This window comes from Gordonia sp. (in: high G+C Gram-positive bacteria) (assembly GCF_047600385.1).
Classification (GTDB): domain Bacteria; phylum Actinomycetota; class Actinomycetes; order Mycobacteriales; family Mycobacteriaceae; genus Gordonia.
Genome location: NZ_JASGKZ010000001.1, coordinates 3,784,150 through 3,798,383, shown reverse-complemented (window position 1 = coordinate 3,798,383; position 14,234 = coordinate 3,784,150). Strand labels below are relative to the sequence as shown.

Annotated in this window: 7 protein-coding genes and 3 rRNA genes; 6 read left to right on the top strand and 4 right to left on the bottom strand. The window is 62.1% G+C overall.

Annotation, left to right across the window (positions count from 1 at the left end; all coding sequences use genetic code 11):
- Position 1 precedes the first annotated feature (1 nt).
- Entirely contained in the window at positions 2-1,315 is a 1,314-nt protein-coding gene (locus QM809_RS17065) for a MadS family sensor histidine kinase (protein ID WP_415046877.1), read from the top strand.
- A complete protein-coding gene (locus tag QM809_RS17060; protein ID WP_415046876.1) occupies positions 1,312-1,974 on the top strand; it encodes a MadR family response regulator transcription factor in 663 nt (220 codons plus the stop codon). Before QM809_RS17065 ends, QM809_RS17060 begins: the two co-directional genes overlap by 4 nt.
- A gap of 59 nt (positions 1,975-2,033) precedes the next feature.
- Here QM809_RS17060 and mftM read toward each other — a convergent pair whose 3' ends face one another.
- Positions 2,034-2,882 (bottom strand): mycofactocin oligosaccharide methyltransferase MftM, encoded by an 849-nt coding sequence (gene mftM / locus QM809_RS17055; RefSeq protein WP_415046875.1) that lies wholly within the window; start codon positions 2,880-2,882, stop codon positions 2,034-2,036.
- A 630-nt stretch (positions 2,883-3,512) separates the two neighbouring features.
- On the opposite strand from mftM, the gene QM809_RS17050 reads away from it, so the two are divergent.
- From QM809_RS17050 to QM809_RS17035, 4 genes are all read left to right on the top strand, one after another.
- Positions 3,513-5,035 (top strand): 16S ribosomal RNA (locus tag QM809_RS17050).
- A gap of 560 nt (positions 5,036-5,595) precedes the next feature.
- A 23S ribosomal RNA gene (locus tag QM809_RS17045) occupies positions 5,596-8,738 on the top strand.
- A gap of 115 nt (positions 8,739-8,853) precedes the next feature.
- Positions 8,854-8,971 (top strand): 5S ribosomal RNA (gene rrf / locus QM809_RS17040).
- Together the 16S, 23S and 5S rRNA genes form the textbook arrangement of a ribosomal RNA operon.
- A 370-nt stretch (positions 8,972-9,341) precedes the next feature.
- Positions 9,342-10,679 carry a dicarboxylate/amino acid:cation symporter gene (locus QM809_RS17035; RefSeq protein ID WP_415046874.1) on the top strand — a complete coding sequence of 446 codons (1,338 nt, stop codon included), beginning with the start codon at positions 9,342-9,344 and terminating at the stop codon, positions 10,677-10,679.
- Positions 10,680-10,764: 85 nt separating this feature from the next.
- Here QM809_RS17035 and QM809_RS17030 read toward each other — a convergent pair whose 3' ends face one another.
- The 3 genes from QM809_RS17030 to QM809_RS17020 all read right to left on the bottom strand — a co-directional run bounded on the left by QM809_RS17030 (position 10,765) and on the right by QM809_RS17020 (position 14,223).
- On the bottom strand, positions 10,765-12,531 hold the full coding sequence (locus QM809_RS17030) for a hypothetical protein (RefSeq protein WP_415046873.1): 1,767 nt from the start codon (positions 12,529-12,531) through the stop codon (positions 10,765-10,767).
- Positions 12,532-12,835: 304 nt separating this feature from the next.
- A complete protein-coding gene (locus QM809_RS17025) occupies positions 12,836-13,549 on the bottom strand; it encodes an SDR family NAD(P)-dependent oxidoreductase (RefSeq protein WP_415046872.1) in 714 nt (237 codons plus the stop codon).
- On the bottom strand, positions 13,546-14,223 hold the full coding sequence (locus tag QM809_RS17020; RefSeq protein ID WP_415046871.1) for an isochorismatase family protein: 678 nt from the start codon (positions 14,221-14,223) through the stop codon (positions 13,546-13,548). Before QM809_RS17020 ends, QM809_RS17025 begins: the two co-directional genes overlap by 4 nt.
- Between the last annotated feature and the right edge of the window lie 11 nt (positions 14,224-14,234).

Genomic DNA, 14,234 nt, shown 5'->3' with positions numbered 1-14,234 from the left:
GATGAGTTCCTCGGACGTCGACCTCGCCAGCCTGGTCGGACTGCACAGCGTCAAAGGCGGGCACTACGCCGAGTTCCGGGGTTCCGAGGCGCGGCTGAACCGGGTGATCACGGCGATGGGAGCGGTGTCCCAGGCGCTGGTCCAGACCGATCAGGGCCCGGAGAACCTGGTGGTGGAGGTGCTGAACGCCCTGCTCGAGCACCTGAACGCCGAATGGGTGCTGTTCGCGCTGGCCGACGGACATCTGGAGCAGGCGGCGCCGCGGCATCTCATCGCGGCGCGGACCGGCGGGGTGCTGGCGTTCGAGGGCGTCTCGGTGGCGCAGTCGCCGTCGGACCTGCCGGTGGAGGTGCTCAACCGGCTGATCGACCTGCTGCGCGGCGAGGAGATCGTGCTCGACTCCCCGCTGCTGGAAGACCATCACGTGCACGTCCCGATCGAATACCACGGGCGCGTCGTCGGCGGTCTCTCCGCGTGGACGCCGCCCGAACGCACCGTCGACCCCTCCGACCTGGTGGTCCTGCAGATCCTGGCCGGCCAGATCGCGGTGGCGATGGTCAACTCCGAACTGCTGCTCGAGACCCGGCGCCGGGCGCAGGAACTCGCCGACCGGAACGCGGAACTGGAGCGGACCCAGCGGGAGCTCTCGGCGGTCCAGCGCACCGCGCTGCTCAACACCGAGCGGTCCCGGATCGCCCGCGAACTGCACGACTCGGTCGGCCAGTCGGTCCTGTCCGCCGGACTTCAGATCGAGCTCTGCCGCGGCTCCGTCCACGGCGACGGCGCCGAGCACTTCGACAAGGCCGTCGAGTTGACGCGGGCGGCGATGTCGCAGCTGCGCGATGCGATCTACACCCTCAACGACGCCGGCGTGCCGTCGCTCAGCATCGCCGACACCTTGCAAGGCCTCTGCGACCTGCATCTTCCCGCGGAGATCACCGGGTCGGTCGCCGTGCGCGGTCGGCCCCGCGAGGTGCCCAGCGAGGTGCAGCACGCGCTGCTGCGGATCGCGGGCGAGTCGTTGTTCAACGCCGCCCGGCACGCGGACGCGACCAGGGTCACCGTGCTTCTCGGGTTCGCCGACGGGCGGATCACCCTCTCGATCGACGACGACGGCACCGGGGATCCGGAGCACCTGAGGGTGCTGCTCCGGGCGTCGTCGTCGGGCGATTTCGCCGCGGGCCGTCGCCGTGGTCTGGCGAACATGTCATCGCGTGCGACCGAGTTGGGCGGCAGCATGCGCATCCGCCGATCACGGTTGGGCGGAGTCCGGATATCGGTGGAAGTACCGTTCGACGTAGGAGCGCAAGGATGAGTGCGGACCGAACAGAGGCGAAGAGCCCGATCAGAACGGTGCTGGTCGACGACCACGCACTCCTGCGCGAAGGGCTCCGCGCGGTGCTCGAACGCGAACCCGAGGTGGCCGTCGTCGGGGAGGCGGGCACCGTGGACACGGCGCTCGCCGAGGTCGCGCACACCCGGCCCGACGTCGTCGTCGTCGATCTCAAGCTCACCGCGGGCACCGACTACGAGGGGATGCGGCTGATCGGCGAACTCAAACGCGCCGACTCGTCGATCTCCGTCCTCGTGCTGACGACGTTCCTCGACGACGATCTGGTGGTCCGCGCCGTCCGTGCGGGGGCGAGCGGGTACGTGGTGAAAGACGTCGACACCACCGAACTGGTCCGGGCCATCCGGGCGCTCGCGGCCGGGGGCAGCGCCTTCGACCCGCGCAGTTCGAACATCGTGATGCGCACCATGTCGGGGGAGCGGAACGTGTCCGACGAACTCACCGATCGAGAGCGCGAGGTGCTGCGGCTGCTGGCCGACGGGATGTCGAACGGGGGGATCAGCAAGAAGCTCTTCATCTCCGAGTCGACGGTCAAGTTCCACATCCGGAACATCATCCGCAAGCTGCGGGTCTCCAAACGCACCGACGCGGTCTACGTCGCGAGCAAGCGCGGACTGATCTGAGCCCGGGCCCGCCCCGTCGGGTGATCGAGGGCGGGACCGGGTTCGGTCCTTCGGGCCGGTCAGGGGGTCCGATCGAGGACCAGCCAGCCGCCGTGGTCCTCGAAGAGCCCGGTGATGTTCGACGACCACGGCGCCGCCCACCGCAGGAGATCGGCCTCGGTCAGACACTGCAGGTGACCGAAGTGCGGGCTCGGCGTCTCCTCGTACGGGACCGCGATGATCACCCGACGCCGGGCGACGCGGAGCGCCTCGGAGATCGCCGCGTGCACGTCGTCGGCGCACAGGTGTTCCAGCAGGTGGATGAGGGTCACCGTGTCCACGGAGTCCGAGTCGAAGGGGAGTGCGCGCGCATCGCCGGTCGTGGTCGTGACCGGGACGCCGAGGTCACCGGCGGCATCGTCGAGCAGGGCGAGGGCCGCCGGATCGATGTCGAGGGCCGTGACGGTGTGGCCGTCCTGGGCGCACTGCAACGCCAGGAAACCGAAGCACGACCCGACCTCGAGCACCGAGGAGCCGGCGATCAACGAACGCGCACGCAGATGGACCGGGCTGAACGACGATCGGCCGCCGCGCAGTTCGGCCACCGAATTGCGATAGAACTCGCGCCAGGCGAGTGCGGGTTCGGTGCCGCAACTCCGCACCACCGCCATGAACGCGCTCTCGAACTCGTCGCGGCCGGACAGGTCACCGGCTTCCACCAGGGAGACGAGTGCCTGGACCAGGGTGTCGTCGCTGAGGTCGGTCGGGGAGAGGTCGTGCTCGATCTCGACGGCGGTCTCGTCGGAACGGGCGCGGATCGACGTCGACGGGCCGTCGACGGTGGACGAAGCGGTGGGCGACGAACCGGTGGGGGAACGACGTGCGGTGATCCGCCGGGCCGGCCGGGAGATCCCGATGAGTTGGCTCATATCGGCACGATATGGGTGGAGAAGCCCCAGGTGAACTGCCCGAACGGGTGTATCGACTGTCCGGACGGCCAGGTTCGCGTCGTGCTGCGGACGTCGCGTGGCCGGCGTGGGGGTTGTGTGCTTGTTTGGTGTGGTGACCTGCGGGTTTGTGTTCGTGTTGACGTGTGTGTAACTTAGTTCAGGTCGCCAGCGACGAACTTTCGAAAGAAAAACTTCTGCTGCTGGTTGCGAACAGGTTCTAGATTCTGCTAGAGTTTAGGGCCTGGGTGGTTGGACGCCGGATGTTTCACGCGGTTCCTGCTTCTCTCACTTCGTGAGGGCGCGGGACTGGGAGGAAAAATCCGGGTTTGACTTCCGACTGCCGGTCTGGTTAGGCTGGTGGAGTTGCCCGCGAGTCGGGCGGCAAGGCTCCGGTTCACCGAAGTTCGCATGCTGTTTTTACGGGGTGTGGTGTTGGTGGGTGTGTGTTTTTTGAGAACTCGATAGTGTGTGATGGATTTTCTTGTGCCAACTATTTTCGGCTGGCATTTGAGGGAGTCTGTCATGTTTTTGACAAGATGATTTTTTTGCCAGTTGATTCTTTTGAATTTGGATTATTTTTTGGTCAGGTCTATTTCTCTGATTGGTTTTTTGTTGGAGAGTTTGATCCTGGCTCAGGACGAACGCTGGCGGCGTGCTTAACACATGCAAGTCGAACGGAAAGGCCCTGCTTGCAGGGTACTCGAGTGGCGAACGGGTGAGTAACACGTGGGTGATCTGCCTCACACTTTGGGATAAGCCTGGGAAACTGGGTCTAATACCGGATAGGACCACCGGCTGCATGGTCGGTGGTGGAAAGCCTTGTGCGGTGTGAGATGGGCCCGCGGCCTATCAGCTTGTTGGTGGGGTAACGGCCCACCAAGGCGACGACGGGTAGCCGACCTGAGAGGGTGATCGGCCACACTGGGACTGAGACACGGCCCAGACTCCTACGGGAGGCAGCAGTGGGGAATATTGCACAATGGGCGCAAGCCTGATGCAGCGACGCCGCGTGAGGGATGACGGCCTTCGGGTTGTAAACCTCTTTCGCCAGGGACGAAGCTTTTGTGACGGTACCTGGAGAAGAAGCACCGGCCAACTACGTGCCAGCAGCCGCGGTAATACGTAGGGTGCAAGCGTTGTCCGGAATTACTGGGCGTAAAGAGCTCGTAGGCGGTTTGTCGCGTCGTCTGTGAAATCCTGCAACTCAATTGCAGGCGTGCAGGCGATACGGGCAGACTTGAGTACTACAGGGGAGACTGGAATTCCTGGTGTAGCGGTGAAATGCGCAGATATCAGGAGGAACACCGGTGGCGAAGGCGGGTCTCTGGGTAGTAACTGACGCTGAGGAGCGAAAGCGTGGGGAGCGAACAGGATTAGATACCCTGGTAGTCCACGCCGTAAACGGTGGGTACTAGGTGTGGGGTCCATTTCACGGATTCTGTGCCGTAGCTAACGCATTAAGTACCCCGCCTGGGGAGTACGGCCGCAAGGCTAAAACTCAAAGGAATTGACGGGGGCCCGCACAAGCGGCGGAGCATGTGGATTAATTCGATGCAACGCGAAGAACCTTACCTGGGTTTGACATACACCAGACGACGGTAGAGATATCGTTTCCCTTGTGGTTGGTGTACAGGTGGTGCATGGCTGTCGTCAGCTCGTGTCGTGAGATGTTGGGTTAAGTCCCGCAACGAGCGCAACCCTTGTCCTGTATTGCCAGCGGGTTATGCCGGGGACTTGCAGGAGACTGCCGGGGTCAACTCGGAGGAAGGTGGGGATGACGTCAAGTCATCATGCCCCTTATGTCCAGGGCTTCACACATGCTACAATGGCGCGTACAGAGGGCTGCGATACCGTGAGGTGGAGCGAATCCCTTAAAGCGTGTCTCAGTTCGGATTGGGGTCTGCAACTCGACCCCATGAAGTCGGAGTCGCTAGTAATCGCAGATCAGCAACGCTGCGGTGAATACGTTCCCGGGCCTTGTACACACCGCCCGTCACGTCATGAAAGTCGGTAACACCCGAAGCCCATGGCCCAACCCCTCGGGGAGGGAGTGGTCGAAGGTGGGATCGGCGATTGGGACGAAGTCGTAACAAGGTAGCCGTACCGGAAGGTGCGGCTGGATCACCTCCTTTCTAAGGAGCAAACAACAACAAGTGGTTTCAGGTCTGTTCATGGCCGGCCGCGTGTTTGTTCGAGGGTGAAACACAAGAAAACCATCCAATGTAAGGGTGTTGGAGTCACGTGACGACAACATCAGGGTGGACGGGTTCCCGGTGACGGGGCTCGACGATGTCACACACTATCGGGGTTCTGAGAAAACAACGGTCGAATCTTTTCCGCACTGTGTGTGGAGGGGTTCGGTTCGGGGTTGACTCTGCTGCTCGCTGACTACCGCGCGCGTTGTTTCGTGTGTATGGGGTGGGTGGGTGTGTGTTGTTTGAGAAGTGCATAGTGGATGCGAGCATCAATAATCGAGAACTTGTAGATGATACAGGACATCTTGTTTTTGGTGTTTGTACTGCAATTAAACATTTTGGTTTCTGTTGTTCAATTTTTTGGGCACAGTTTTTACTCATGTGTTTGTGGGACTCCACATTCGTATCCTTGTGCTGTGTGGGTGGTTGCCGGTTCTGAAAATTTTTTTGGGGTTGGTGGTTGCTTGTGTGGTGTGGGGGTGTGTTTGTGGGTGTTGTTGTAAGTGTTTTAGGGCGTTCGGTGGATGCCTTGGTACCAGGAGCCGATGAAGGACGTGGTAGGCCGCGATAGGCCTCGGGGAGTTGTCAAACGAGCTGTGATCCGAGGGTGTCCGAATGGGGAAACCCAGCACCAGTGATGTGGTGTTACCGCCCGGTGAATGTATAGCCGGTGCGGGGGGAACGTGGGGAAGTGAAACATCTCAGTACCCGCAGGAAGAGAAAACAATTGTGATTCCGTGAGTAGTGGCGAGCGAAAGTGGATGAGGCTAAACCGCGCGTATGTGATACTCGGCAGGGGTTGTGCGTGTGGTGTTGTGGGAGTGTCGTGGATCGGTCTGCCGGCTGGTCGGCCAGTTGAGAAAGTGTTGTGTTAGGTGAAGTGGCCTGGGATGGTCTGCCGTAGACGGTGAGAGTCCGGTAACTGAAAACGCAATGCCTGGTTTCGATGTTTCCCGAGTAGCAGCGGGCTCGTGGAATCTGCTGTGAATCTGCCGGGACCACCCGGTAAGCCTAAATACTTCCTGGTGACCGATAGCGGACGAGTACCGTGAGGGAAAGGTGAAAAGTACCCCGGGAGGGGAGTGAAATAGTACCTGAAACCGGACGCTTACAATCCGTCAAAGCCTGCGCAATCCTTGGGGTTGGTGGGTGATGGCGTGCCTTTTGAAGAATGAGCCTGCGAGTTAGTGCTCAGTGGCGAGGTTAACCCGTGGTGGGGTAGCCGTAGCGAAAGCGAGTCTGAATAGGGCGTTTTGAGTCGCTGGGTCTAGACCCGAAGCGGAGTGATCTACCCATGGCCAGGGTGAAGCCACAGTAAGATGTGGTGGAGGCCCGAACCCACTTCAGTTGAAAATGGAGGGGATGAGTTGTGGGTAGGGGTGAAAGGCCAATCAAACTCCGTGATAGCTGGTTCTCCCCGAAATGCATTTAGGTGCAGCGTCATGTGTTTCTTGCCGGAGGTAGAGCTACTGGATGGCCGATGGGCCCCACTAGGTTACTGACGTCAACCAAACTCCGAATGCCGGTAAGTGAGAGCATGGCAGTGAGACTGCGGGGGATAAGCTTCGTAGTCGAGAGGGAAACAGCCCAGATCGCCGGCTAAGGCCCCTAAGCGTGTACTAAGTGGAAAAGGATGTGGGATTGCTTAGACAACCAGGAGGTTGGCTTAGAAGCAGCCATCCTTGAAAGAGTGCGTAATAGCTCACTGGTCAAGTGGTCCTGCGCCGACAATGTAGCGGGGCTCAAGTACACCGCCGAAGCCGCGGCAATCACACAAAACATCCATGAGGATCTACGGGTTCTTGTGTAGTGGTGTGGTTGGGTAGGGGAGCGTCCTGCACTCTGGGAAGCAGCCTGGTGATGGGTTGTGGAGGGTGTGGGAGTGAGAATGCAGGCATGAGTAGCGAAAGACAAGTGAGAAACTTGTCCGCCGAATGACCAAGGGTTCCTGGGCCAGGTTAATCCGCCCAGGGTGAGTCGGGACCTAAGGCGAGGCCGACAGGCGTAGTCGATGGACAACGGGTTGATATTCCCGTACCCGTGTATCCGCGCCCAGTGGCGAGGCAGTTGTACTAACCACCCAAAAACTTCTTCTCAGTCCTTCGGGATTGTTTGGGGGTGGCTGCGTGGGACCTCGGCTGTAGTAGTCAAGCGATGGGGTGACGCAGGAAGGTAGCAGGGCCACGCGGTTGGTTGTCGTGGTGTAAGCCTGTAGCCCGGAATATAGGTAAATCCGTGTTCCTTGAGGGTGAGGGGTGATGCGTAGCCGTTGAGGTGAATTCTGTGATCCTATGCTGCCGAGAAAAGCCTCTAGTGAGTTGGTGCACGGCCCGTACCCCAAACCGACACAGGTGGTCAGGTAGAGAATACTAAGGCGATCGAGAGAACTGTGGTTAAGGAACTCGGCAAATTGCCCCCGTAACTTCGGGAGAAGGGGGACCACACCTGGTGACGACATTTACTGTTTGAGCTGGGGGTGGTCGCAGAGACCAGAGAGAAGCGACTGTTTACTAAAAACACAGGTCCGTGCGAAGTCGTAAGACGATGTATACGGACTGACGCCTGCCCGGTGCTGGAAGGTTAAGAGGACCGGTTAATCATCTTTTGGGTGGTGAAGCTGAGAATTTAAGCCCCAGTAAACGGCGGTGGTAACTATAACCATCCTAAGGTAGCGAAATTCCTTGTCGGGTAAGTTCCGACCTGCACGAATGGCGTAACGACTTCTCTGCTGTCTCAACCACAGACTCGGCGAAATTGCAGTACGAGTAAAGATGCTCGTTACGCGCGGCAGGACGAAAAGACCCCGGGACCTTCACTATAGCTTGGTATTGGTGTTCGGTACGGTTTGTGTAGGATAGGTGGGAGACTGTGAAGCGGGCACGCTAGTGTTGGTGGAGTCGTTGTTGAAATACCACTCTGATCGTATTGGGCTTCTAACCTCGGACCCTGATCGGGTTCAGGGACAGTGCCTGGTGGGTAGTTTAACTGGGGCGGTTGCCTCCTAAAGTGTAACGGAGGCGCCCAAAGGTTCCCTCAGCCTGGATGGCAATCAGGTGTTGAGTGTAAGTGCACAAGGGAGCTTGACTGTGAGACGTACATGTCGAGCAGGGACGAAAGTCGGGACTAGTGATCCGGCACCGGCAAGTGGAAGCGGTGTCGCTCAACGGATAAAAGGTACCCCGGGGATAACAGGCTGATCTTCCCCAAGAGTCCATATCGACGGGATGGTTTGGCACCTCGATGTCGGCTCGTCGCATCCTGGGGCTGGAGTAGGTCCCAAGGGTTGGGCTGTTCGCCCATTAAAGCGGCACGCGAGCTGGGTTTAGAACGTCGTGAGACAGTTCGGTCTCTATCCGCCGCGCGCGTCTAGAAACTTGAGGAAACCTGTCCCTAGTACGAGAGGACCGGGACGGACGAACCTCTGGTGTGCCAGTTGTTCCGCCAGGAGCACTGCTGGTTAGCTACGTTCGGAAGGGATAACCGCTGAAAGCATCTAAGCGGGAAGCCTGTTCCAAGATGAGGTTTCTCACCCACTTCGGTGGGGTAAGGCCCCCTACAGATGATGGGGTTGATAGGCCAGAACTGTAAGCGCAGTGATGTGTTCAGGTGACTGGTACTAATCGGCCGAGGACTTACAATAACACCCGAACACCAAAAATTTTTGGTGTGTCGCATCCACTATGTGCTTCTGAAACAACACACGAGCATTCGACCCCCCTTCTGGGGTGGTTGGGTGTGGTGTTGTTTCGTATTGTTTCGGTGGTTTTAGCGGAGGGGAAACGCCCGGCCCCCATTCCGAACCCGGAAGCTAAGCCCTCCAGCGCCGATGGTACTGCACTTTAGTCAGTGTGGGAGAGTAGGACACCGCCGAACACAACATTATGGGGAGACCCTCGAGACCTCGTGTCTCGGGGGTCTTTCCGCATCCCCGGGGGTTTTTCTTACTGGTCGGGTCTTCTCGCTGTTCGGGCCTCTTTCTTCTCTTCTCCTGACCGAGCCCCTCTCTTCTCTTTTTCTTCGTTGGTTGAGTCCCTTCGGTGGTTGAGTCCTTCCGCGGGTTGATCCGGGCCTTCTTCGTTGGTTGAGCCGGGGTCGTGAACGGAGTGAACGACCCCGAGTCGAAACCACACCTTCCCGAGACTGGGTGGGCTTCGACGCGAGTGTCGTTCACTGCGTTCCGCCACTCGGCTCAGCCAGCGGGGCGGGGGACACCGCCACTACATCCCTTCGTTCGGCTCAGCCGGTGGGAGAGCGCCACCACTGCGTTCCCCTTGTCCAGCTCAGTCGGCAGATAGGTTTCGCCGCGGTCGCGGGTCTGGCCTTCGGCCTGGCGGTCGGGGAGTGGGCGCAGAACCTCCAGTTCATCGGCGACATCTTCATCCGGCTCATTCAGATGGCGATCGTGCCGCTCGTGATGACGTCGGTGATCGTGCCGCTCGTGATGACGTCGGTGATCGTGGCGACGGGATCCATGTCGGGGGCCGGCACCGGCAAGATCGCTCTCCGCACCTTCCAATGGATGATCGGGTTCTCGCTGGTGGCTGCGGTGCTCGCCTGGGCGCTGGCGTCGTTGATCAAGCCCGGTGCCGGAATGGTCTTCCGCGGTGAACTGGATTCGTCGCTGAAGGAGTCCGCGACCGAGGTCTCCGGTTGGCAGGACACCATCGTGGAATTCGTGTCGAAGAACATCTTCGAAGCGATGTCGACGGCGACGATGGTGCCGATCATCGTCTTCTCCCTGCTGTTCGGCATCGCGTTGCGCATCCAGACCGCGAAGACCGGCGACGATTCGGTGCTCTCGTTCATCGATCAGGTGCAGCAGATCGTGCTCACCATGATCCGGCTCGTGATGTACGTGGCACCGATCGGTGTGTTCTGCCTGTTGGCGTCGATGGCCGGGGACGTCGGCTTCTCCGTGGTCACCAGCACCCTGAAATATCTCGGCACCACACTGCTGGGCGTTCTGATCATCATGGCGCTGTTCGTGGTCGTCGTGACGCTGCGCACCGGACTGAATCCGGCGCTGCTGCCCGGCAAACTCGCCGACCAGACGACCATCGCGGTCACGACCACCAGTTCGGCCGTCACGTTCCCGACCGTGCTGCGCACCGCGATCGAGAAGATCGGCGTGAGTCAACGCGTCGCGAACTTCACCCTGTCGATCGGTCTGACCATGGGGTCGTACGGCGCGGTGCTCAACTACATGATCGTCGTGATGTTCCTGGCGCAGGCCGGCGACATCCAGCTGGGCTTCGGCGAGATCGTGCTCGGCATGGCGTTGGCGATCCTGTTGAACATGGGCACCATCACGGTGCCCGGCGGGTTCCCCGTCGTCGCGATGTTCCTGGCGACCTCGCTGGATCTTCCCTTCGAAGCGGTCGGTCTGCTGATCGCCGTCGACTGGTTCGCCGGCATCTTCCGCACCTTCCTGAACGTCAACGGCGACACCTTCGTCGCGATGCTCGTCGCCAAACCCGACGACGAGATCGACGAGGACGTCTACTACGACCGCAAGCACGTGGTCGCCGACGATCTCGACATCGACGAGGAACTGCTGGTGAAGGCGGACATGGCCGATTGATCCGCGTTGATCCGCGCCGCCGAGACGAACGACCCCCGACCGAATCGGTCGGGGGTCGTTCGAGTCGGGCGTATGACGATGCGGGTTACGGGAACACCGGGAGTTGGAAGCCGCCTGCGGTGCCGGGGGTACCGACCTGGCGGGTCGTCGTCGTACTGGGCTTGGCCGCTGTCGAACGCGGCTGCCGGGTCTGCGGGGTGCGGGACCTCGGAGCACTGGAGCGAGGGGTGTTGGAGCGCGACCGCTGCGCGGCCTCGGCCCGCTTCTTCTCGGCGACGGCCCGGGCGTGCGCCTCCGGATCCTTCTTGTTGGCCTCGGCGCCCAGTCCGGTGCCGGTCTTGTCGTCCTCGATGAAGCACATCGAACGGATCACGTGATGGTAGGTCACCAGACCGTAGGTGAGCGGCAGACCGAGGACGGCGGCGATCATCCTGATAGGTGCGACGGTGATATCACCCGCGATCGGAATCGGGCTGACGAGTAGACCTCCGACCGTGGAGAACAGCCACAGGGAGAGCGCGTACGAGTAGTACGCGGCGGTCAGCGACTTGGTGACGGTCAGGTCGTGGACGCTGACCAGCTCGCCCATGTTCTTGCCCTCCCCGGAGTTGTGTCCGAGGCCGATGATGACGTTGAGCGGTGCACCACCGATGTAGGGGATCATGGAACCGAGGAACGATCCGAGCTGCTCGGCCTGGGAGAAGTCGGCCGGATCCGCGGGGATCATGTTGTGCGGGACCTTGGTCGCCTTCATGTCCCGGAGGATCTTCTGCACCTGCGCGTCGATCCGGCGCTTGGAGGCGGCATTGGGCGCGGTGGACTTGGCGAACTCGCCGGTGCGTTTGACGATGCGGCTGAGCGGCTGGTCGCCGACGGGCGCACAGGTGTCGTTGTCGGCGAGGGCGAGCTGATTGGCGGCACCCTGGATCAGCGGGTGGATCGGGATGTCGTACTTGACGACATCGGACGGCTTGCCCGCCCGCTCCTTCTGCTCATCGGTCACCCGTGCGACGCACTGGTTGATCATCGAGTTGCTCACACCCTGGTAGAGGAACTGAAGACCCATCTGGGCGCCGGTGAAGCCGAGGGTCAACAGGGTGTTGTAGGTGACGAATCCCGCGAGCGGAGTATCGCTCAGCAGGGGCGGGGAGCCGAGGCCCGGCAGCATCGAGAGTCCGAACTGGATGGGAGCCAGTACGCCCACGAAGAAGTACAGCCACACCGACTCCACGGCCTGGCTCAGCGTGATGTTCTCGACCGGGATGGCGTCGTTCTGCTTGCCGTCGCGGATCTTCAGCAGATTGTTGACGACGATCTGGGACAGCGCGGTGCGGTACTGCGGGTCGTCGCGGTCGGCGCCGAGGGAGTTCGGGTGGTCGGAGACGGCGAGCGTCGAGACGTGGGTGTTCTTCATCCACGCGAGGACGTCACGCTGATTGGCCTTGGCCGCGGCCTGAACCTGCGGGGGCAGGCTCGGCATCAGCGATTCGAGGACGGACCGGTACACGACGTCGAGGGTGGTGAACTCGCCGCTCACGCACGTGGTGTCCTTGCCCTTGTTCTCGGCGAGAGGCTTGAGCATGGAACGCTTGGAGTCGGCGATCCGCTCCTGCCGCTCCTGGTAGGTCTCCGCCGGCTCCTTCTTCGGGGGAGTGCGCTTCTTGGCGACCTCGGCGGCCGGGGTCGCGAACGTCGCGAGGGCCTGCGGGGTGAAGAGTTCGGCGTTGCCCTCCGGCACGGCGACGTTGAGGACCACGCCGCCGAGGATGCCGACCGCCGCCGCGCGGATGAACCATCGCTGGCTGTTCGAAGTCTTCTTGCCCTCACGGACACCGTTCGACGACGTCGCCATGGATTGCACTCCTCAACACGTAGGATTCGCGGCCGGGGGGATCTGGTGCGGCGTGAATGTGCGCACGACACGACTGATCTGACAGCTCCCCGACCCGTCTGACGAAAATGTTAGCGTAGCCTTACGAAAATGTGAGTACCGATTCCCGGTGGCCCTGCTCACTTTTCCGACCATTCGGTAACACCGGACGCAGGTCGGAAGTCCCTGCCGTCACAGGAGTCTCAGGTCTCCTGATCAATGCCCGACCCGGCGAGGCGCCTGCCGCGGCGCTCACCCCGGTGGTGCGTGCCACCCGGGCCCGGGCTCACTGATCGAGGGTCGCCCCGCCGTCGACCCGGAGGTCGTGCAGGACCATGTGCTTGGCGGCGTCGGAGGCCAGGAACAGGATGGTCGCCGCGATGTCCTCGGGGGCGGCGATCCGGCCGAGGGGGATCCCGAGCCGGAAACGTCCGGGATCGCCGGTCAGGACGGCGGCGCGGGCCGCGTCGTCGTGCAGCATGCCGCCGAGCATGGGGGTGTCGGTGGACCCGGGGGAGACGATGTTCACCCGGACGCCGGCCGCGGCCGCATCGATGCCGACGCTGCGCGCGTACGACGTCGCCGCGGCTTTGGACGCCGCATAGGCCGGCATGGCGGCGCGCGGGGTGGCGGCGGCGTTGCTGGAGACCACCACGACGGAGCCGCGGCGTCGTCCCGTCATCGCCGGAATGGCGGCGTCGAGGAGGTTGCGCACGCCCGTGGCGTTCACCGCGAGGCAGCGATCCCAGTCGTCGCTCATCACACCCGCGGCGGAGACGAGCACGTCGATCGGACCGTGACGCCGCTCGGCGGCGACCCAGGCCCGGGCCACGGCGTCCCGGTCGGTGACGTCGAGCGCATCGATGCCGTCGCCGGCGACCAGATCCCAGGCCTGCACGACCGCACCCGCCGCACGCAACGCGGTACAGGTGGCGGCGCCGATACCGCCCGCGGCGCCGGTCACCGCGACCACCGCGCCGGTGATCCCCGGGACGGTCACGAGCCCGCGGGCGAGAGCGCGTCGACGTCGTCGACCACGGCGGCCTTCGGGGTCACGGCCTCCACGGTCTGGGCGGCGGTGACGACCCGTCCGGCGCGTTTGCCGATGTACTCGGCGGCCATCTGGTGCTCGTCACGGGTGAAATCGGCCATGGCGTCGACGACGAAGAACGGTGCGACGTCGCTCATGAAGGCCTCGGTGGCGCTGATCATGCAGCCCATGTGGGCGTAGACGCCGATGACGATGAGCTGATCGCGGCCGTGGTGACCGAGGAGCTGACGCAGATCGGTGCGCTGGAACGCGGAGTAGCGCCACTTGGTGACGTAGATGTCGCCGTCGCGCGGTGCGAGTTCGGGGACGATCTCCTCGTCGCGGCCGGCGGACAGTCCGCGGCCCCAGAACTCGGAGAGGATGCCGCGCCGCGACGGGTGCTGGTCGCCGGGCTGGGCGGTGTAGACCACCGGGATGCCGACCTTCTCGCACGCCTCGCGGATCCGGACCATGTTGTCCAGCGCCGTGGCGATCGGCTCCTGATCGCGGTCGTAGGCGTCGATGAAGTAACGCTGCATGTCGTGGATCAGCAGGGCGGCCCGGTCCGGGTTCAGTTCCCATTCGACGTTGACGGGGAACGGGCCCGCGGGGATCTCATAAGGGGGGATATGCGGGATGGCCATAGCATTAGGCT

Bases quoted from the DNA above. Each gene is read 5' to 3' on its own strand.
- QM809_RS17065 (WP_415046877.1), top strand. From the start codon at position 2: ATGAGTTCCTCGGACGTCGACCTCGCCAGCCTGGTCGGACTGCACAGC.
- QM809_RS17060 (WP_415046876.1), top strand. From the start codon at position 1,312: ATGAGTGCGGACCGAACAGAGGCGAAGAGCCCGATCAGAACGGTGCTG.
- mftM (WP_415046875.1), bottom strand. From the start codon at position 2,882: ATGAGCCAACTCATCGGGATCTCCCGGCCGGCCCGGCGGATCACCGCA.
- QM809_RS17030 (WP_415046873.1), bottom strand. From the start codon at position 12,531: ATGGCGACGTCGTCGAACGGTGTCCGTGAGGGCAAGAAGACTTCGAAC.
- QM809_RS17020 (WP_415046871.1), bottom strand. From the start codon at position 14,223: ATGGCCATCCCGCATATCCCCCCTTATGAGATCCCCGCGGGCCCGTTC.